Origin of the sequence: Kitasatospora sp. NPDC089797, from assembly GCF_040684795.1 — a bacterium.
In the GTDB taxonomy this organism is placed as follows: Bacteria; Actinomycetota; Actinomycetes; order Streptomycetales; family Streptomycetaceae; genus Kitasatospora.
The window spans coordinates 60,592-80,229 of the sequence record NZ_JBFBGS010000034.1 but is presented as its reverse complement, the minus strand read 5'-3'; the positions used below and the strand labels follow the sequence as shown (position 1 = coordinate 80,229).

The window sequence follows — 19,638 nt, the reverse complement described above, 5'->3', positions numbered from 1 at the left end:
GTCACCCCTTCCCGAAGGCGGCGTTGTGGGCCTGGGTGATCGATGTGTAGTAGTGGACGTTGACCGAGTCGGTCAGCTGGGCGAGCAGGGGGTCACGAGCCGGCAGGCCGAAGTCGTCGGCCTGCCTCTTGAGCATGACCTGCACCTGCGACTGCCCGGTGGTGTAGAGGCTGCTGAGGTCGCCCTGCGCCTTGGTGTCGAGCGCCGCGTTGACCTTGTTGGCCCATTCGGACGTGGCGACGTCGACGTAGCGCTGGGCGATGTCCCCGACCGGCAGCCAGTCCTTGCCCGGCAGCATGTTCGCGAGGGTGCCGACGTAGTGGTAGTCCATCTTGGCCTTCCAGTTGACCTTGAACTGCTCATCGGACTTGTGGTCCGTGATGGTGTCCGCCTGGACGGCGTCGAGTGCGCCGAGGGCCTTGCCGGCCTCGTTCACGAAGCTCTCGAACCGGGGGTCCGGACGGCCGTTGACGTCCCTGAACGCCTCGGGCCCGTACTCGGCCATCCGTCGGGCCACCTCCTGGGTCTCGGCCAGGTGGATCAGGGAGTACGACTCCGGGTCCTCGGCGGTGCCGCGGATCACCCGGAGGAGCTGCTCCCGGGTGGTGTTCAGCCCGCCGGGCTCGGAGGGGCCGGGGAGGTCCTTGCCGAGGATGTCGTGGGTGTCCGCCACGTAGTCGCTGATCATGTCGGCCATCGGCCGACGAAGGGCGGGGGACAGGTCGTTCTGATGGCCCGCCTTGTCGCCGCCGAGCGTCGAGAGGGCGGAGTCCATGATCCGTGTCATCGACGCGTCGTGCGGTCGCACCGGCGGTTGCGGGCTGCCGGGTTCGCGGCCGGTGGCCGCGGCCTCCAGCGTCTGGGCGAACAGTCCGTGGGAGCTGTTGCGCAGTTCGTCCGGGGACAGGCTGCCCTCCAGGTCCCGGTCCGGCCACGTACGGTCCTTGAGCAGGTAGCCGAGGTTCTTGGTGCGACCCGGGTCGAGGAACTCCCCGGCCGCCACCGGGTCGGTCCTCATCTGCTTCATCAGGGGGCCCAGGGGATCCCCCTCCTCGAGCGACCAGTTCGGACCCCACAGGTCGCCGCCCTTGGCCTTGCTGGTGCGCTCGTAGTCGACCAGGTCGTCGCCGACCTTCACCAGGAAGGCCCTGTCGTACCTGCCGCCCGCTCCCATCAGCGCCGTCAGCGCCGGGTAGTTGTCGTTCCACCCCGCCGCCGAGCCGCCCGGGTGGCGGGCGGCCGTGAGGAGGCCGTCCTCCCAGGCCTGGTCCATGCCGCCGTCGCGGGTGGCGGTGGCGAGAACGACCGACAGGTTGCCGTAGACGTCCTGGTAGCCCTTGGCGTTGTGATGGCCGTGGGCGAGGTCGGCGTAGGCCTTGCCGTACGCCAGGAGGGCCTCCGGGCCGGTCCTGCCGCCGTGGTTCAGGCCGTTGAGCAGGGCGGTGGCGAAGTCCTTGTTCTCCGCGTCGGCGGCCAGCAGGGTCCGGAGCTGCTGGAGCTGGTCGTCGGTGAGGCTGCCGCCCTTGGACAGCAGGTCGGTGGCCCGCTTGGCGTCGGCGACCGGGCCGCCGCCGCCCGGGGCGGGGTTGAAGGCGGTGGTGCTGGTGCCGATGTCGGCCCGGAGGTCGAGGGTGGCGCGCTGGTCGGCCAGGGAGGCCTTCTCGACGGCCTTGGTCAGCCGGGCCGAGACGGCCTTGGCCCTGGCGTCCAGGTCCCGGGCCAGGAGGTCGTGGTCGGGGTCGTTCCTCGCGCCCTTCGGCAGGCTCCAGCTCACGGTGCCGTCCGCGGACACGGTGAGGTCCTGCGCCTGGGCGTCGTGCAGCGCCGCGTCGAGGTCGCGGCGGGCGGCGGCGAAGTCCTCGGCGGCGGTCCTCATGATCCCGGCGAGGGCGGTGGCGACGGCCGAGGCCTGTCGGAAGTCGCCGTCGATGCCCTGCATCGCCTTGGTGGCCTCGTCGGCGGCGTCGCCCTTCCAACCGGCCCGCTGGGCGGTGCTGGTGAGGTCCTTGGTGACCCGGCCGTCCAGGGCGGTGAGGGCCTTGGCGACTCCGGCCCAGGCCTCGGCGGCGTCGGAGACGCCGGAGAAGTCGGCTTCGTGCAGTTCCTTGAAGGACACCATGTGCCCGTTCCCCCTCTGTGCTGACGGACCGACTAGCGGGCCGCGCGGAGATCGGCGACGGTGGTGATCTCGTTGCCGTGGTAGTACGCGCGGGTCCGGTCGAGGCCGGTGGCGGCGGCGTCGACCTTGCCGTGCAGCGCCTTGCACTGCTGCAGCCACCGCTCGGTGCTGCCGGTGAGGGCGTCGCCGAAGGAGAAGCCGCGGACCTTGGTGGCCGCGGTGCTCGCGTACTCGGTGAGGCTGTGCGCGCCGGGCCCCGCCTTGGTGTTGGCGCTGTCGAGGTCGGCGGCGATCTGCCGGGCCGCCCCGGCGGAGGCGGTGAGCTCGTACGGCGTGTCCAGCCGGGTGGTGGGCCGGCCCGGGGGGAGCAGCGGGAACGGTGGCACCGGGCCGCCGTCGCCGGCCGCTGCCGGGGCGGCGTAGGGCGGCTTCCGGTTCGCGTTCGCGCCCGCGCCGGTGCCCGTGTCGGCGCTCGCGCCCGGCGTCGGGTCCGTCGCCGGGGCGACCGGTCCGGTGGTGAAGTACGGGCTGCCCATGGGTGATCGATCCTCCCCGTCCGGGCGAAGGGTTCGTCCGCCCTTCGCGACATGACGACCGTACAGGCACCCACCGTCAGTACACCGACGCACCCTCGGTGCGGGTGTTCTCGCGGGGAGTGATCGACGTCCGCAGGGCGACGCGGGTGGTGACCCGGGCGGCGACCCGGCGGTACCGGCCCGGGCGCGAGGTCTTGTTACCGGCGGGTCGCTTCCCTATCATCGCGAGTGTTACAGCTTTACTGTCAAAGCCCGAAGGGTTCTGCGGCCAGTGCGTGACAGGCCAGTGCGTGACACGAGCGGTCCGGCGGCCGGTGCGGCCGGCTCGGGGCCGTTGACGGGTGTGCGGGTGGTGGAGCTCGCTGGGATCGGGCCGGGGCCGTTCGCCGCGATGCTGCTCGGTGATCTCGGGGCGGACGTGGTGCGGGTGGACCGCCCGGAGCCCTCGCCGCTCGGGACGGACCCGGCGTACGACCTCACCAACCGGAACAAGCGGTCGGTGCTGATCGACCTCAAGTCCCCCGGGGGGCCCGGCCGGGTGCTCGACCTGGTCGAGCGGGCCGACCTGCTGATCGAGGGCTACCGCCCGGGTGTCGCGGAGCGGCTCGGCGTCGGGCCCGCGGCCTGCCTGGCGCGCAACCCGGCGCTGGTCTACGGGCGGATGACCGGCTGGGGGCAGCAGGGGCCGCGGGCCGCCACCGCCGGGCACGACCTCGGGTACGCGGCGGTGGCCGGGGTGCTCGGGCTGGTCGCCTCGCCGGGCGGGGCCGACGCCCCGCCGGGGATCCCGGCGAACCTGCTCGGCGACTACGCGGGCGGTTCGCTCTACCTGGTCGTCGGTCTGCTCGCCGGGCTGCACCACGCCCGTACCACCGGCGCCGGTCAGGTGGTCGACGCCGCGATCGTGGACGGTGCGGCGCACCTCGGCAGCATGCTGTGGGGGCTGCTCGCGGCCGGCCACTGGCAGGACCGCCGGGGCGTCAACCTGCTGGACGGCGGGGCGCCGTTCTACGCGGTCTACCGTGCCGCCGACGGCGGGCACCTCGCGGTGGGCGCCCTGGAGCCCCGGTTCTACGACGAGTTCGCCCGCCTGCTGGAACTCGGCACGGACGCGCCCGGTCAGTACGACCTGGCCCGCTGGCCCGAACTGCGCGCCCTGATCGCGGCCCGCTTCGCCACCCGGACGAGGGAGGCGTGGGAGGCCGTCTTCGCCGGTTCGGACGCCTGCGTGGAACCGGTGTTGACGATGCGTCAGGCCGCGGGCGACGCCCACCTGTCGGCGCGCGGGACGTACGTCGAGGCGGACGGGGTGACCCAGCCCGCCCCCGCCCCGCGGTTCTCCGCCACCCCCGGCGCCCTGCGCCGTCCGCCGGCCCGCCCGGGCGCGGACACCGCCGAGGTGGCCCGGGACTGGGGCGTGCCCTCGCTCCGCCCCGCGGGCGGTGCCGCCGAATCCCCCGACTCCGCAGCAGATCAAGGAGAGTAGCGTTGCAGCGCGAGATCTTCACCGAGCAGCACGAGGACTTCCGGGCCACCGTGAAGGCCTTCCTGGCCAAGGAGGTGCTGCCGCACTACGACCGCTGGGAGAAGGCCGGCGTCGTCGACCGCTCGGCCTGGCTGGCGGCCGGCCGGCAGGGCCTGCTCGGCCCCGCCGTGCCCGAGGAGTACGGCGGCGGTGGCGTCCCGGACTTCCGCTACGCCGCCGTACTGGCGGAGGAGTTCGCCCGGGCCGGTGCCTCCGGGCTGGCGATCGGGCTGCACAACGACATCATCGGCCCCTACCTCACCTTGCTCGCCACCGAGGAGCAGAAGCGCCGCTGGCTGCCCGGCTTCTGCAGCGGCGAGCTGATCACGGCGATCGCGATGACCGAGCCCGGCACCGGCTCGGACCTCCAGGGCATCCGCACCCAGGCGGTCGACCGGGGCGACCACTTCCTGCTCAACGGCGCCAAGACCTTCATCTCCAACGGCATCCTGGCGGACCTGGTCGTCGTGGTCGCCCGGACCACCCCGGAGGGCGGCGCCCACGGGCTGAGCCTGCTGGTGGTCGAGCGCGGCACGCCCGGCTTCGAGCGCGGCCGCAACCTGGACAAGATCGGCCAGAAGGCCCAGGACACCGCCGAGTTGTTCTTCGAAGACGTGAAGGTCCCGAAGGAGAACCTGCTCGGCGAGCTCAACGGCGGTTTCGTCCACCTGATGCAGAACCTCGCCCAGGAGCGGCTGACCATCGCCGCCGCGGCGATCGCCGGTGCCGAGTACCTGGTCGAGATCACCACCGACTACGTCAAGCAGCGCGAGGCCTTCGGCCGCCCGCTGGCCAAGCTCCAGCACGTCCGCTTCGAGATCGCCGAGCTCGCCACCGAGTGCGCGATCACCCGGACCTTCGTGGACCGCTGCATCACCGAGCACAACCGCTACGCGCTCACCCCGGCCGATGCCTCGATGGCCAAGTGGTGGGCCACCGAACTGCAGAAGCGCACCGCCGACCGGTGCCTCCAACTGCACGGCGGCTACGGGTACATGAGCGAATTCCCGGTCGCCCGGGCGTTCACCGACGGCCGCATCCAGACGATCTACGGCGGCACCACCGAGATCATGAAGGAGATCGTCGGCCGCTCCATCCTGGGCTGAGCCCTCCGCCGGGCAGCAGCGCGGTCGCCCAGCCGGGCCGCCGAACAGCAGAATCGCCGAACAGCAGAATCACCGAGCCGCAGAGCCGCCGAGCAGCAGGGCCGCCGAACAGCAGAATCACCGAGCCGCAGAGCCGCAGCAGCAACGGTGCCGCCGGAACGGCACGGCCGTCGAAGCGGCAGAGTCGCCAAGCCCCCCGCCCCGAAAGGCAGTCCCATCGTGACCACCGAAGCGTACGTCTACGACGCGATCCGCACCCCGCGCGGCCGCGGCAAGGCCACCGGCTCGCTGCACGGCACCAAGCCGATCGACCTGGTCGTCGGCCTGATCCACGAAGTGCGCCGCCGCTACCCCGAGTTGGACCCGGCCGCGATCGACGACATCGTGCTCGGCGTGGTCAGCCCGGTCGGCGACCAGGGCTCCGACATCGCCCGGATCGCCGCCATCGCGGCCGGCCTGCCCGACACCGTGGCCGGCGTCCAGGAGAACCGCTTCTGCGCCTCCGGCCTGGAGGCCGTCAACCTGGCCGCCGCCAAGGTCCGTTCGGGCTGGGAGGACCTCGTCCTGGCCGGCGGCGTCGAGTCGATGTCCCGGGTCAAGATGGCCTCCGACGGCGGCGCCTGGTTCGCCGACCCGATGACCTCCTACGAGACGAACTTCGCCCCGCAGGGCATCGGTGCCGACCTGATCGCCACCCTCGGCGGCTTCTCCCGCACCGACGTGGACGCCTTCGCCGCCGAGTCCCAGGCCCGGGCCGCCAAGGCCCAGGCCGACGGCCTGTTCGACCGCTCGGTGGTCCCGGTGCGCGACCGCAACGGCCTGGTCGTGCTGGAGCGCGACGAGTTCATCCGCCCCGGCACCACGGTCGAGACCCTGGCCGGCCTCAAGCCCTCCTTCGCCGCGATCGGCGAGGCCGGCGGCTTCGACGCCGTCGCCCTGCAGAAGTACCACTGGGTGGAGGCCATCGACCACGTCCACCACGCGGGCAACTCCTCCGGCATCGTGGACGGCGCCGCGCTGGTCGCGATCGGCAACCGCGAGGTCGGCGAGCGGTACGGGCTGCGCCCGCGGGCCCGGATCGTCTCCGCCGCCGTCTCCGGCTCCGAGCCGACCATCATGCTCACCGGCCCGGCCCCGGCCACCCGCAAGGCGCTCGCCAAGGCCGGACTCACCGCCGCCGACATCGACCTGGTCGAGATCAACGAGGCCTTCGCGGCGGTCGCCCTGCGCTTCATCGGCGAACTCGGCTTCCGGCACGACCAGGTGAACGTCAACGGCGGCGCGATCGCCCTCGGCCACCCGCTCGGCGCCACCGGCGCGATGCTGCTCGGCACCGTCGTCGACGAGCTGGAGCGGCGCGACCTGCGCTACGGCCTGATCACCCTGTGCGTCGGCGGCGGCATGGGCGTCGCCACCATCGTCGAGCGCGTCTGACCACCCCGCCCCCCGCAGACCGGTAGACCTGGAGACCTTGAACTCATGAGCGACACCACCACCATCCGCTGGGAGCAGGACCAGGACGGCGTGGTCACCCTCCTCCTCGACGACCCCACCCAGTCCGTCAACACCATGAACGAGGCCTTCACGGCCGACTTCGAGGCCGTGGTCGAGCGGCTGGCCGGCCTGGCCGCCGCCGACGCGCTGCGCGGCGTGGTGATCACCTCCGGCAAGAAGACCTTCTTCGCCGGCGGCGACCTGCGGATGCTCTCCGCCGCCCGCCCCGAGGACGCCGAGGCCGTCTTCGAGAAGTCCCTGCGGATCAAGCGCGCGCTGCGCACCCTGGAGACCCTCGGCAAGCCGGTCGTCGCCGCCGTCAACGGCAGCGCGCTCGGCGGCGGGCTGGAGCTCGCCCTCGCCTGCCACCACCGGATCGCGCTCTCCACCCCGGCCAGCCGGATCGGCTTCCCCGAGGTGACCCTCGGCCTGCTGCCGGGCGGTGGCGGCGTGGTCCGCACCGTGCGGCTGTTCGGCATCACCGACGCCCTGCTGAAGTTCCTGTTCCAGGGCCGGCAGTACCGCCCGGCGCAGGCCCTGGAACACGGACTGGTGCACGAACTGGTCGAAACCCCGGAGGAGTTGACCGCCCGGGCGCGGGCCTGGATCGAGGCCAACCCGACCGCCGCCCAGCCCTGGGACGTCCAGGGGTACAAGATCCCCGGCGGCACCCCCGCCACCCCGGCCTTCGCCGCCAACCTGCCCGCCTTCCCGGCCAACCTGCGCAAGCAGCTGAACGGCGCGCCGTACCCGGCCCCGCGCAACGTGCTGGCCGCGGCGGTGGAGAGCAGCCAGGTCGACGTCGACACCGCGATGGTGATCGAGGCCCGCTACTTCACCGAGCTGGCCTGCGGGCAGACCAGCAAGAACATGATCCAGGCGCTGTTCTTCGACATGCAGGCCGTCAACTCCGGTGCCGGACGCCCCAAGGACGTCGAGAGGCGGACGGTCCGCCGGGTCGCGGTGCTCGGCGCCGGGATGATGGGCGCCGGCATCGCCTACACCTGCGCCAAGGCCGGGATCGAGGTCGTCCTCAAGGACGTCAGCACCGAGGCCGCCGAACGCGGGAAGGCCTACTCCGCCGGGCTGTTGAACAAGGCCATCGCCCGCGGCCGCTCCACCGAGGCCCAGCGCGACGCCCTGCTCGCCCGGATCACCCCCACCGGCGAGACGGCCGACCTGGCCGGCTGCGACGCGGTGATCGAGGCGGTCTTCGAGAACACCGAGCTCAAGCACAAGGTGTTCCAGGAGATCGAGGGCGTGGTCGCCCCCGACGCGCTGCTCTGCTCCAACACCTCCACCCTGCCGATCGGCGTGCTCGCCGAAGGGGTCCAGCGGACCGGCGACTTCATCGGGCTGCACTTCTTCTCGCCGGTCGACAAGATGCGCCTGGTCGAGATCATCCGCGGCCCGCAGACCGGCGACGAGGCGCTCGCCCGCGCCTTCGACCTGGTCCGGCAGATCGACCGGACGCCGATCGTGGTCAACGACTCGCGCGGCTTCTTCACCTCACGGGTGATCGGCCAGTTCCTCAACGAGGGCGTCGCCATGGTCGGCGAGGGCGTCCACCCGGCCTCGGTCGAGCAGGCCGCCGCCCAGGCCGGCTACCCCGCCAAGGTGCTCTCCCTGATGGACGAGCTCACCCTCACCCTGCCCCGCAAGATCCGCGACGAGTACCGGCGCGCGGTCGAGGCCGCCGGCGGCACCTGGACGCCGCACCCCGCGGACGCGGTGGTGGACCGGATGGTCGACGAGTTCGGCCGCCCCGGCCGCAGCGGTGGCGCGGGCTTCTACGAGTACGGGGAGGACGGCAGGCGCGGGCGGCTCTGGCCGGGTCTGCTGGAGCACTTCTCCGGCTCCGCCTCCTCCTCCGACCCCGCCTCCTCCGGCTCCGCCTCCTCTGCGGGCGACCCCTCGCTCGCCCCCTCGGAGGTCCCGTTCGAGGACCTCAAGGAGCGGATGCTGTTCAGCGAGGCGCTCGACTCGGTGCGCTGCCTGGAGGAGGGGGTGCTGACCTCGGTCGCGGACGCCAACGTGGGCTCGATCCTCGGCATCGGCTTCCCGGCCTGGACGGGCGGGGTGTTCCAGTACATCAACGGGTACCGGGGCGGCCCGGCCGGCTTCGCGGCCCGCGCCCGCGAACTCGCCGCCGTGTACGGCGAGCGGTTCGCGCCGCCGGCGCTGCTGGAGCGGATCGCGGCGGAGGGGCGGACCTTCACCGACTGACCCCGGCCGGGGGACCGGGGCGGGGCCGTGCTCCTCGCGGCCCCGCCCCGAGCCTCACCGGGGCCCTCGGCGGTCCCTCAGGCGGTTCCTCGGGCGGTCCCCTCGTCGGGGCCCGGTTCCTCCCGGGCTCCCAGCTCCTCGCCCAACTCCTCGCGCAGGGAGCGCTGGAAGGCGGTGACCAGGGCCTGCGCCACCATCGGCTGGATGTGGTCGGTCAGTTCCTTCATCCGGGCCAGCTCCGTAGGGTCCGGCTCGCTCTCCCGGTACGGCTTCCACACCGTCTCGCGGAACAGCCGCTGCAACTCCCGTGCCGTCGCCCGGCTGTGCTCCAGCACCACGGCGCGGGCGGCCAGCAGCGTCTCCAGCGGGATCGGCACGTCCAGGATCCGCACGCCCAACGGCAGCAGGCCCGGGTCCGCCCGGAACACCTCCGGATCGGCCGTCCGCTCCAACGCCCCCATGGCGACGAGGCGTTGCAGCTGCTCCTCGGACAGCCCCCGACCGGCCCGCCGCTCCAGTTGCGCCCGGCCCACCTCCTCGGCCGCCTCCGGCGTCCAGGACGCCACCAGCGCCCGGTGGATCGCCAGGCCCAGCGGCGTGCTGTCCTCCGGCAGTCGGGCCAGGTAGCGCTCGATCGCGGCCAGCGTCAGCCCCTGCCGCTGCAACTCCTCGATCAGCCCCAGCCGGTCCAGGTGCGCGGCCCCGTACAGGCCCACCCGGCGCGGCCCCAACTCCGGTGGCGGCAGCAGTCCCTTGGTCCCGTAGAACCGCACCGTCCGCACCGTCACCCCGGCCCGGGCCGCCAACTCGTCCACCGTCAGCCGCACCTCGCCCACTCCGGCGCCGTGCTCCCCCATCCACTGCCTCCTGCGCTGGCACACTCCTGCTGTGACAGCAGCAGTGTGACAGTGCTCCGCGATCAGGTCCATCGGGTGGGGCGGGGCGGCGGTGCGCCCGGACGGCCGGACGGTCCGATTCCAACTGGTGGGTTGGGCGCTTCGTATGCTGGACGCATGGCATGGGATACCGCGAAGACCAAGAGGCTGCTGCTCGACGCCGCCGTGGACGAGTTCGCCGCGCACGGGCCCGAGGGGGCCCGGATCGACCGCGTCGCGGCCGCGGCCGGGGTCAACAAGGAGCGGATCTACCCCTACTTCGGCGGCAAGCGGCAGTTGTTCGACGCCGTGGTCCAGCGCGAGCTGGAACAACTCGCCGCCGCCGTGCCGCTGGAGGAGACGGACGGGCGCCCGGTGGACCTCCCGGAGTACGCGGGCCGGGTGTTCGACTACCACCTCGACCATCCGCACCTGCTGCGCCTGCTCCAGTGGGAGGCGCTCTACGGCGATCCCGCCGCTCCGGTCGCGGGTGAGGAGCGGAGGGCCGCCCACTACGCCGAGAAGCTCACCGCGGTCTCCCTCGCGCGCGGGGGAGCGACGGACTCGGCGGACTCCGTGCGGGGCGGGGCGCCGCTCGCGCCCGGGGAGCTGTTGTACGCGGTGGTGGCGCTGGCGGGCTGGCAGTTCGCCGCTCCGCAGCTCGCCCGGATGATCCTCGGCGGTCCGGTCGGCGGTCCGGTCGGTGGCGCGGCCGGTGGCGCGGCCGGTGGTGGGGCCGGTGGTGGGGCCGGCGGGGATCCGGCCGCCCGGCGTGCCGCCGTCGTGGACATGGTGCGCAGGCTCGTGGGCTGAGCCGGCCGACTGTCGTCCGGCCCGAGCGTCGTCCGGCCCGAGCGTCGTCGGGCCCTAGCGTCGTCGGGCCCGACCGTCGTCAAGTCCGCTTTCGCCTCCATTTCCAACTGACGGGTTGGAAATGGGGGCCGCTCGCGCTAATCTCCAACTCATCAGTTGGAGATTTTCCCGGCAAGGAGCCCCGACCATGACGGTCATGTCCGCACGCTCGAACGCCGCCCTCGTCCTCATCGAGTTCCAGCGCGAGTGGCTCGACCCCGACCACGGCCGCCTCAACCACCTCGTCGAGGACCGCGGCCTGCTCGACACCGCCGTGCACGGCGCGGCCACCGCCCTCACCGCCGCCCGTGCGCACGGCGTTCCGGTCGTGCACGTGCCGCTCGTCCTCACCCCGGGCGCACCGGAGCTGGCGAGCTGGACCCCGGCGCGGCTCGGCCTGCGTGCGGTGATCCCCGGGGCCGGCACCTGGCTCCTCGGCAGTGCCGGTGCCGAGTTCGCCGAGCCGTTCCGGCCCGCTCCGGGTGAGGCGGTCGTGCGCGGCCGCGCGGGCGCCAGCGCCTTCGCCGGCTCCTCCGACCTCGACCTGATCCTGCGCCGACTCGGCGTCACCGACCTGTACCTGGCGGGCTTCGCCACCCATGTGTGCGTGGAGTCCACCCTGCGCGAGGCCCACGACCGCGGCTACACCGCGCACGTCATCCACGACGCCTGCGCGGCCTTCACCCGCGCCCAGCAGCAGCACGTCCGCGAACACGTGATCCACCACTTCGGCGGCGAGACCGACGCCGCAGCCTTCGCGGCCTCGTGCGATGCCGGTGCCTACGACGCCTGCTCCTACGGCACCGTGGCCGCCGCACGATGACGGCGGGGCGGGGTGGGGCAGGGCGGGTCGGAACGGCCGGACCGGCACGCGCCCCGACGGTGTGCGGGAGCGTGCCGGTCCGGCCGCCGACCCATGACCGTCCGCTGCCTGCTGCCGCCCGTCGCCGGGCGGTGGTCTAGGCGAGGGCGGCGTGGTGGCGGCGGGTGACCTCGGGATGGGCTCGGGTGTAGCCCTTCCACTCGTTGAAGCCGAAGTCGGCGAAGAGCGGGTTGGCCGGGTCCTCGGTGGCGCCGGGGGCGTGGTGGGCGAGCGGGAAGTCGAGCGGCTCGACGTGGGCGTCCAGGCGCGGGTTGTAGAAGAACGGGACGGAGTAGCGCTCGCGGGCCCCGGCCGGGCTGACCACGCGGTGGCTGGTGGCCTTGAGGTAGCCGTCGGTGGCCACCTCCAGCAGCTCGCCGAGGTTGACCACGAAGGCGCCGTCGAGCGGCGGGACGTCCAGGAAGGTGCCGTCCGGGCGCTCGACCTGGAGACCGCCGACGGTGTCCTGGAGGAGCAGGGTGATGAAGCCGTAGTCCTTGTGGGCGCCGACGCCCTGACCGGCCCCGTCCGGAGCCGTCCCGGGGTAGCGGACCAGCTTGAGCCGCAGGTGGGGGTGGCCGGCGAAGGCCTCGTCGTAGAAGTCCGGGCGGGCGCCGATCGCGGCGAGGAGCTCGTGCAGCAGGCGGCGGGCGATCGTGCCGAGGTGGTCGATCCAGCCGAGTGCGGCGGTGCGCAGCTCGGGGAGCGCGGCCGGCCACTGGTTGGGGCCCTCCAGCCACCAGTACGGCGGCTCGCCGCTGCCGGGGGTGTGCGGGGGCAACTCGGCGCCGATGTCCAGCTGGTCGCGCCAGTCCTGGCTGCCGCCGGTGCGCTCGTCGCCGGTGCGGGTGTAGCCGCGGTAGTGCGGGGAGTTGAGGTTGCTCACGGAGAGCCGGTCGGCCTCGGGGAGGGCGAAGAAGGCGCGCATGGCTGCGGTGAGCGCAGCCGTCTCCTCCGGGGTGATGCCGTGGCCGACGAGCTGGAAGAAGCCGACGCCGGTGGCCGCGGCGCGCAGCTCGTCGTGCAGGCGGCGGCGGTCCTCGGGGCTGCCGTCGGCGAGCGAGAGGTCGATCACCGGGAGGGCCTCGGGGAACGCCTCCGGGACGGAGCCGGTTCCGGGTACGGGGGTGTGCTGCTGCGACATGGGTGACATCCGCTGGTCTCGTCCCGGCTGGTCCCGGTGGTCGACCGGGGACGGCGGGAGCCTCGCCTGGTGCGGCGGGTGCTCCGGTAGCCGGGAGGTGATGGCGGCCGCTCGGGGCCGCCGTGAGGGTGGGTGGCGCGAGGTTCAGCCGGAGCGTCGACAGGACATGGTCGTCACGCGGAGCAGGTCCACGTGGCGGCGGCGAACAAGGATGAGCACCTCATCAGCCTAAATGACCCGTTCGGCGGTAGGCGAGCCTCTTGCGGTGGAGTGACATCCCTCACTTGTTCGAGGCCTGTCAAGCGGGGAGGCCTCGCGGCCGCGCCCGTGCGGACGAAGGGCTGCTTCGGACGGTGCTGTGGCGGGCGGCTCCCCCTCTGGTCGGTCGAGGGTGGTCAGGAGTTGTTGAGGTAGGCCAGGACGGCCAGGACGCGGCGGTTGTCGTCGTCCGAGGGCTGGAGGTCGAGCCGGACGAAGATCGAGGCGGTGTGCTTGGCGACCGCCCGTTCGGTGATCACCATCTGCTGGGCGATCGCCGCGTTCGAGCGGCCCTCGGCCATCAGCCCCAGCACCTGCCGCTCGCGCGGGGAGAGGGTGGAGACCGGGCCGGCCGAGGAGTTGTGGGTGAGCAGCCGGGTGATCACCTCCGGGTCCATCGCCGTACCGCCCTGGGCGACCCGCCGGACGGCGTCGAGGAACTGGGCGCCGTCCAGTACGCGGTCCTTGAGCAGGTAGCCGATCCCGCCGGAGCTGCCGGCCAGCAGCTCGCGGGCGTAGAGCTGTTCCACGAACTGCGACAGCACCAGCACCGGCAGGCCCGGGTGGGCCTGCCGGGCCGCCAGTGCCGCGCGCAGCCCCTCGTCGGTGAAGCTCGGTGGCAGCCGGACGTCGACCACCGCGATGTCGGGTCGGTCGGCGGCCACCGCGGCGAGCAGCTGTTCACCGTTCTCGACCGCCGCGGTGACCTTCATGCCGTTGGCCTCCAGCAGCCGGGTCAGCCCGTCCCGGAGGAGGAAGAGGTCTTCGGCGATGACAACGCGCACGGGATCTCCAGGTTCACGATGGTCGGACCACCGGACGGACTGCTGATCGCGAGCACCCCGTCGAAGGCGGCCAATCGGCGTTCGGTTCCGCTGAGGCCGGTGCCCCGGGACGAGTCGGCGCCTCCGCGCCCGTCATCGGTGACCGATATCCGCAGCAGCCCGTCACTGTGCCCTATCTCGATCCAAAGGCGCGAGGCCTCGGCGTGCTTCACCGCGTTGGCCAGGAGCTCGCTCACCGCGAAGTAGGCGGCCGACTCCACCGGTGCCGGCGCCCGGCCGGGCAGGCCGCCGGTGAAGGTGACCGGCAGCGGTAGGTCCAGCGCCGTGGCCTGTACGGCGTCGGCGAGGCCGCGGTCGGCCAGCACCGGAGGGTGGATGCCCCGGACCAAGTCCCGCAGCTCGCTCAGGGCCTTCACCGAGGAGGTCCTGGCCTCGGCCAGCAGCGGCCCGAGCGCGTCCGGGTCGTTCTTCACCTGCTCGGCCACGGTCAGCAGCATGCCCAGGGCCACCAGCCGGGCCTGCGCCCCGTCGTGGAGGTCCCGCTCGATCCGGCGCAGCTCGGCTGCCCCGGAGTCGATGGTGTCCGCCCGGGTGCGGGCCAAGTGGCTGACCTGGCGGGCGAGTTCGGCCCGCCGGGAGGGGCCGAGCAGGGACCGGGCGGCCTTCTCGTGCATCCGCAGGACGGGCGGGGCGGCCCACAGGATCGCGAACGGGGCCACCCAGACGCCCATGCCGTAGACGATGACCGGCGGGAAGAGCAGTCCGTTCCGGCCGAAGACCTCCATGGCGATCGGGGCCAGCAGCACGATCGCGGCCGTGAACAGGACGGCGAGGCCGGTGAGGAGAGCCCAGGCGAGGTCCCGCCAGGTCGCCGGGTCGGTCAGCCAGCCGCCGGACCGCAACCGCTGCCAGGGCCCGGCCGTACCGATTGCCCCGGCCGTACCGGTCGTCGCGGCCGGCCGGCGGTACGGCACCGGGACCGGCCGCCCGCTCCACCGGCCGACGACCCGCCGGGTCTCGGTCGCGATCCACCGGGCGCCGAACAGGCCGAGGACCAGCAGCGAGGGGGTCAACCAGAGCGAGACGGACCGGTTCCCGGGCGCGGCGCCGCCGTACAGGTGCGTCGCCGTCACCGCGAGCGCGCCCGGGGCGAACAGCACGGCCCCGACCGCCCGGCCACCGCCGCCGGTGCCCCAGCACAACGCCCAGAGGGCGACCGGGCCCAACGGGACCAGCAGGACCAGTGGCCCGCCCAGCCCGCCCGGCCGGGACTCGTCGGGGCCGAACAACGCGGCGCCCACCAGCACCGGCCCGGCCAGCAACGAGATCAGCCCCGTCACGGCCAACGTCACCACGTACCAGGCGCGTACGCCGTCCACGCAGGCCCGGCCCACCCGCCGGGCAGCCCTGTCGATCGCTCCCGCCCTCATGTCGTGCCCCCTCACGTCCTGAACCCCGCCCGGGGCCCGAAGCCTGGCCCCGACGCCCGACGGGCCCCGGTTCCGATCTTTCGCTGAGTCAGTCTGCCCCGGGCGAAAGCTCGATGCTCTAGGCCTGAACACCCAGTTCGGGGTGTATCTGGATACACCTCAGGGATGCCGTCCAGACGGCTGTCCGGCCCCGGCGGCGGCTTCGTAGCGTGATATTCCGTCAGTCGGACCGGGCCTCTCCCGGTCCCGGACCGCGAACCGTGGAGGGCCCGTGAACGCGCCGATCATCAGGATCCGTGGCGTCGGCAAGAGGTACGACCGATCCGGCACAGCGTCTCCCGCCCTGGCCGGGCTCGGCCCGGAGGCGCGGGCCGGTGAGGCGCCGGCCGAGTGCCGGCGGGCCCGGATCGGCATGGTGTTCCAGTGCTTCAACCTGCTGGACGACCTGACCGCGCAGGGCGACGTGCTGCTCCCGGCCCAACCGGCCGGGACGAGCCGGGAACAGGCCCTGCCTCAGATGCAGGCCGGGACTTCAGGAGAGCCGGGTCGCCGCGTACGCCTCCATGGCGGCACGCTGGTAGGCGGCCAGTCCGGGGGTGATGGCCTCGTACGCGGCGCTCCACTGCGCGTTCTCCGTGCACGAGCGCGCGATGGCGAGGTACTCCTCCGTCGGGACGGCCCGGAGTCCGTCGAGCAGCCGGTGCTCCTCGTCGATCATGTGCTGCACGGGCTCGGCGTCGGCCGGGTGGCCGGCCGCCATCAGCTCTGCCAGGCGGACCATCCGGGCCGTCCGCTCGCGCTGGCCGGCCTCGACCTCGGCCGGGGTCATCGCGGCGGTGACCCGCCGGGCGGCCTCGGCCTGCCCGGGGAAGTCGCGCAGGCTGAGGTCGACATCGGCGGGCTGGATGCCCTCGAAGAGGTTCTCGGGCCGGTTGATGCTGGTCATGGGTGTGCCGTCCTTCCGGGAGCGTTCCAGGTCGGCGATCGTGCGCGAGACGGTGGCGGCCAGGCCGTCGAGCCGGTCGCGTTCGGCGACCAGCCGGCGGTGGTGGCCCCGTAGGGACTCCAGTTCGTCCACCTGGTCCCCGACGATCCGGGAGATCTCGGCCAGCCCCACCCCCAGCGCCCGTAGCACGAGGACCTGCTGCAGTTGCAGCAACTGCCGCTCCTCGTAGTAGCGGTGGCCGTTGGAGCCGATCCACGCCGGAGGCAGCAGGCCGATCTCGTCGTAGTGCCGCAGGGTCCGGGCGGTCACGCCCGACATCCGGGCGACCTCGGCGATCGGCCAGGCCATGGCGGTCTCCCTCTCTTCGGGGTGTCCGTCGACGGGCACCTTCGCTCGACCGGGGCCGGTTCCTCCGGCCCCGAACACGACGGTAGAAGCTGCCGTTGCGGCAGCTTCAAGCCCGACCGGCCCGACCGGCCCGACCGGCCCGACCACTGCTACCAGCCCGACCACTGATACCGGCCCGACCAGCGCTACGGGCTCGACCACCCCGAAAGCCAGGTGGGCGTTCCCCGCCCGCCGCATCCGGGTCACGCATCGTCAGGACGTCGATCCCCCACCGCCCCCGTCGCCGACCGGAGCGCTCCCACCAGCGCCGCGAGCACCGGCTGCCCCCACGCGCCCTCCCGCACCGCGGCGTACAGGGTCCGGACCGGCTCCGGCGCGCGCACCCGGCGCACCGTGACGCCCGGGTGCCGCTGGGCCAGGCCGAGCTCCGGCAGCAGCGACACCCCCAGTCCCGCCGCGACGAAACCCTGCGCGGTCAGGTAGTCGGCGCCGTCCACCGCGATCGCCGGACGGAACCCGGCCGCGTCGCAGGCGTCGTGGACGATGCTCCGGCAGGGGCCGGGCGGTTCGGCGCCGACCCAGGGCTCGTCCGCCAGCTCGGCCAGGTCCAGGGCGCGCCGTGCGGCCAGTCGGTGTCCCCGGGGCAGCACGGCACGGTAGGGATCGTCGTACAGGTGTGCCAGGCGCAGGCCGGTCGGGGCCGCCTGCTCGGACCGGAACACCACCGCGAGGTCGGCCCGGCCGTCCTGCACCTCGCCGAGCGGGTCCACCGGGTCGGTCAGGCCGAGGTCGAGCCGCACGCCGGGGTACTCCCGGCGGAAGAGCGCCACGGCCGGGGCGACCAGGGCGGCGCCGGCCGTGGCGAAGTAGCGGACGGTGAGGCTGCCGCTGCGCCCGGCCCGCAGGTCGGCCAGTGCCGCACCGGCCTCCGCCACCTGCCGGTCGATGGCGGCCGCGTGGCCGGCCAGCAGCAGCCCGGCGGCGGTCGGCCGCACCCCGCGCCCGATCCGTTCCAGCAGGGCGGTCCCGGTCTCCCGCTCCAGTGTCGCGACCTGCTGGCTGACGGCGGACGGGGTGTAGCCGAGGGCACCGGCGGCAGCGCTCACCGAACCGTGGTCGACCACGGCACGCAGCACCTGCATCCGGCGGACGTCGAGCGTGGCATTCATGCAGCGCAGCTTAAAGGTCATGAAGAACTTTTCGCTTGTGCTACCTGATCAGGTCGCGCGACCGTCATCAGGCACCCACCGCGCCCCACCATCCACCGCCCCACCGCTCAGCGCTCCACCGCCCACCGTTCGATGACCCACCGAAACGGACCATGCGCCCCGACTCCCTCTGGCGGATCCCCGACTTCCGCACCCTCTTCGCCGCCACCGCGCTCACCCAACTCGGCACCAACGTCGGCTACGTCGCCGTCCCGTTGGTCGCCGTCTCCGCGCTCGACGCGGGTCCGGGGCAGGCGGGTCTGCTCGCCACCCTGAGTACCCTCGCCTTCCTGCTCATCGGCCTGCCCGCCGGCGCCTGGGTCGACCGGATGCGCCACCGCCGCGTCCTGATCGTCGCCGACCTGGCGAAGGCGCTGCTCTACGCCTCCGTCCCGCTCGCCTGGTGGCTCGGCGGGCTCACCCTCGGGCAGCTGTACGCGGTCGCGCTGCTCACCGGTGCCGCCACGGTCTTCTTCGACGTCGGTTCGCAGAGCGTGCTGCCGGGGCTGGTCGGTCGTGAGCACCTGGTGGACGCGAACGCCGCGGTGGTCGGCCTGATGGCGGTCGGCAACGTCGCCGGACGCGGTGCCGGCGGAATGCTGGTCCAACTGCTCGGCGCACCGTCAGCGATCGTCGCGACCGCGCTCAGCCACCTCGGCTCGGCCCTGCGACTGACCGCGCTGCGCCCCGCCCCCGCCACCCCCACGGCGAAGCCGCTCCCCACGCCCGTCCCTGTTCCCGTACCCGTCCCGGTCTCCGCCCCGGTCTCCGCCCCGGTCTCCGCCCCGGTCTCCGCCCCGGTCTCCGCCCCGATCGCCGGGCCCGGCCTCGGCCCCCGGATCGCCGAGGGCCTGCGGCACGTCCTCGGCAACCCGCGGCTACGCGCACTGGCGGCCACCGCCGCTCTCAACAACCTCGGTTCGCAACTGGTCAACACCCTGCTCCCGGTGCTGTTCGTGCGGGAACTGCACCTCCCCGCTGCGGCGTTGGGCCTGTTCTGGGCGGTCGGCGGCGTCGGTATCCTGCTCGGTTCGCGCTGCGCCCGCCCGCTCTCCGCCCGGCTCGGCGACGGTCGCACCCTCGCCCTGGCGGGCCTGTGCACGGCGCCCGCCGGACTGCTGGTGCCGCTGATCGCCGGCGGACCGTGGCTGCTGCCGGCCGGGGCGGGCTGGCTGCTGCTCTCCTTCAAGACCGGCATGGACAACGTGCTCGGAGTGAGCCTGCGCCAGCGGATGACCCCGGACCCGCTGCTCGGCCGGATGAACGCGACCTTCCGCTTCCTGCTGACCGGCGCACTCGCGGTCGGCTCCGCGCTCTCCGGACTGCTCGGCGAACTCCTCGGCGTGCGGGCCGCGCTCTGGCTCGGCGGGGCGGTCCTCGCCACGGCGTTCCTGCCGGTCCACCTCTCCCCGCTGCGGAGCCGCCGCGCAGCGGTGCCGACGGGCGCACCGGTCACCCCGGGTGCCACCTCGGGTGCTGCCCAGGCCACCGCCCTGGCCGCTGCCCCGGCTACCGCCCCGGTCCGGCGCCGTGGCCCGGCTGCCAGTCCAGCCCCGGGTTCGGACGCGGACGGAGGGTGTGCGCCAGCGTGCTGACCGACCAGACCACCACCGTCAGCAGCGCGTAGAACAGCAGCAGCGCCCAGAACGGGGTGGTGGACAGGCTCCGGTCCTCGAACCGGCACCAGGCGTCCGGCGGCAGCCAGGACGCCCCGGTCTCCAGCAGTCGCCCGCCGCCCGACACCACGCCGCGCTCGCAACGCTCCCCGTAGTCCAGCGACCGTACGTACAGCAGGGCGTACAGCGCGCCCGCCGAGGCGAGCGAGAGGGCGGCGCTGATGCCGAGGAGCATCGCCCGTCTTCGCCCGGCCGCCGTACGGATGTTCGTCACCGGGGCAGCGTACCGGCGCGGCGGCCCCGGTCGG

The 19,638-nt window shown here is 73.5% G+C and carries 17 protein-coding genes; 7 read left to right on the top strand and 10 right to left on the bottom strand.

Annotation, left to right across the window (positions count from 1 at the left end):
* Position 1: 1 nt before the first annotated feature.
* From AB0O91_RS26365 to AB0O91_RS26355, 3 genes are all read right to left on the bottom strand, one after another.
* The gene (locus tag AB0O91_RS26365) at positions 2-2,119 is read right to left on the bottom strand and encodes a hypothetical protein (RefSeq protein ID WP_363437636.1); all 2,118 of its coding nucleotides are present in this window, start codon (positions 2,117-2,119) and stop codon (positions 2-4) included.
* A 32-nt stretch (positions 2,120-2,151) separates the two neighbouring features.
* On the bottom strand, positions 2,152-2,655 hold the full coding sequence (locus tag AB0O91_RS26360; RefSeq protein WP_363437633.1) for a hypothetical protein: 504 nt from the start codon (positions 2,653-2,655) through the stop codon (positions 2,152-2,154).
* Between the two features lie 76 nt (positions 2,656-2,731).
* On the bottom strand, positions 2,732-2,878 hold the full coding sequence (locus AB0O91_RS26355; RefSeq protein ID WP_363437631.1) for a hypothetical protein: 147 nt from the start codon (positions 2,876-2,878) through the stop codon (positions 2,732-2,734).
* Between the two features lie 120 nt (positions 2,879-2,998).
* On the opposite strand from AB0O91_RS26355, the gene AB0O91_RS26350 reads away from it, so the two are divergent.
* From AB0O91_RS26350 to AB0O91_RS26335, 4 genes are all read left to right on the top strand, one after another.
* On the top strand, positions 2,999-4,141 hold the full coding sequence (locus AB0O91_RS26350; protein ID WP_363437713.1) for a CaiB/BaiF CoA-transferase family protein: 1,143 nt from the start codon (positions 2,999-3,001) through the stop codon (positions 4,139-4,141).
* A gap of 2 nt (positions 4,142-4,143) precedes the next feature.
* The gene (locus AB0O91_RS26345) at positions 4,144-5,286 is read left to right on the top strand and encodes an acyl-CoA dehydrogenase family protein (protein WP_363437628.1); all 1,143 of its coding nucleotides are present in this window, start codon (positions 4,144-4,146) and stop codon (positions 5,284-5,286) included.
* Between the two features lie 219 nt (positions 5,287-5,505).
* On the top strand, positions 5,506-6,720 hold the full coding sequence (locus AB0O91_RS26340) for an acetyl-CoA C-acetyltransferase (RefSeq protein ID WP_363437625.1): 1,215 nt from the start codon (positions 5,506-5,508) through the stop codon (positions 6,718-6,720).
* Positions 6,721-6,765: 45 nt separating this feature from the next.
* Positions 6,766-9,006 carry a 3-hydroxyacyl-CoA dehydrogenase NAD-binding domain-containing protein gene (locus AB0O91_RS26335; RefSeq protein ID WP_363437622.1) on the top strand — a complete coding sequence of 747 codons (2,241 nt, stop codon included), beginning with the start codon at positions 6,766-6,768 and terminating at the stop codon, positions 9,004-9,006.
* Positions 9,007-9,083: 77 nt separating this feature from the next.
* Here AB0O91_RS26335 and AB0O91_RS26330 read toward each other — a convergent pair whose 3' ends face one another.
* Positions 9,084-9,863 (bottom strand): MerR family transcriptional regulator, encoded by a 780-nt coding sequence (locus AB0O91_RS26330; protein WP_363437619.1) that lies wholly within the window; start codon positions 9,861-9,863, stop codon positions 9,084-9,086.
* 156 nt (positions 9,864-10,019) lie between these two features.
* Here AB0O91_RS26330 and AB0O91_RS26325 point away from each other — a divergent pair, with 156 nt between their 5' ends.
* Complete coding sequence (locus tag AB0O91_RS26325) at positions 10,020-10,694, top strand: TetR family transcriptional regulator (protein ID WP_363437616.1); 675 nt, start codon at positions 10,020-10,022, stop codon at positions 10,692-10,694.
* A gap of 196 nt (positions 10,695-10,890) precedes the next feature.
* Entirely contained in the window at positions 10,891-11,556 is a 666-nt protein-coding gene (locus AB0O91_RS26320; RefSeq protein ID WP_363437613.1) for a cysteine hydrolase, read from the top strand.
* Between the two features lie 136 nt (positions 11,557-11,692).
* Here AB0O91_RS26320 and AB0O91_RS26315 read toward each other — a convergent pair whose 3' ends face one another.
* The 5 genes from AB0O91_RS26315 to AB0O91_RS26295 form a co-directional block, all read right to left on the bottom strand.
* Positions 11,693-12,739, bottom strand: a complete 1,047-nt coding sequence (locus AB0O91_RS26315; RefSeq protein WP_363437611.1) for a 2-oxoglutarate and iron-dependent oxygenase domain-containing protein — start codon at positions 12,737-12,739, stop codon at positions 11,693-11,695.
* 395 nt (positions 12,740-13,134) lie between these two features.
* Positions 13,135-13,782 (bottom strand): response regulator transcription factor, encoded by a 648-nt coding sequence (locus AB0O91_RS26310; protein WP_363437608.1) that lies wholly within the window; start codon positions 13,780-13,782, stop codon positions 13,135-13,137.
* Positions 13,734-15,212, bottom strand: a complete 1,479-nt coding sequence (locus AB0O91_RS26305) for a histidine kinase (protein ID WP_363437605.1) — start codon at positions 15,210-15,212, stop codon at positions 13,734-13,736. Before AB0O91_RS26305 ends, AB0O91_RS26310 begins: the two co-directional genes overlap by 49 nt.
* Positions 15,213-15,744: 532 nt before the next feature.
* Entirely contained in the window at positions 15,745-16,506 is a 762-nt protein-coding gene (locus tag AB0O91_RS26300; protein WP_363437602.1) for a MerR family transcriptional regulator, read from the bottom strand.
* A gap of 242 nt (positions 16,507-16,748) precedes the next feature.
* The gene (locus tag AB0O91_RS26295; protein WP_363437711.1) at positions 16,749-17,648 is read right to left on the bottom strand and encodes a LysR family transcriptional regulator; all 900 of its coding nucleotides are present in this window, start codon (positions 17,646-17,648) and stop codon (positions 16,749-16,751) included.
* A 179-nt stretch (positions 17,649-17,827) separates the two neighbouring features.
* On the opposite strand from AB0O91_RS26295, the gene AB0O91_RS26290 reads away from it, so the two are divergent.
* On the top strand, positions 17,828-19,309 hold the full coding sequence (locus AB0O91_RS26290; protein WP_363437600.1) for an MFS transporter: 1,482 nt from the start codon (positions 17,828-17,830) through the stop codon (positions 19,307-19,309).
* Here the strand turns inward: AB0O91_RS26290 and AB0O91_RS26285 are convergent.
* Positions 19,224-19,604, bottom strand: coding sequence for a hypothetical protein (locus AB0O91_RS26285; RefSeq protein WP_363437597.1), 381 nt, complete (start codon positions 19,602-19,604; stop codon positions 19,224-19,226). The two genes, AB0O91_RS26290 and AB0O91_RS26285, sit on opposite strands and share 86 nt — an antisense overlap.
* Positions 19,605-19,638 lie beyond the last annotated feature (34 nt).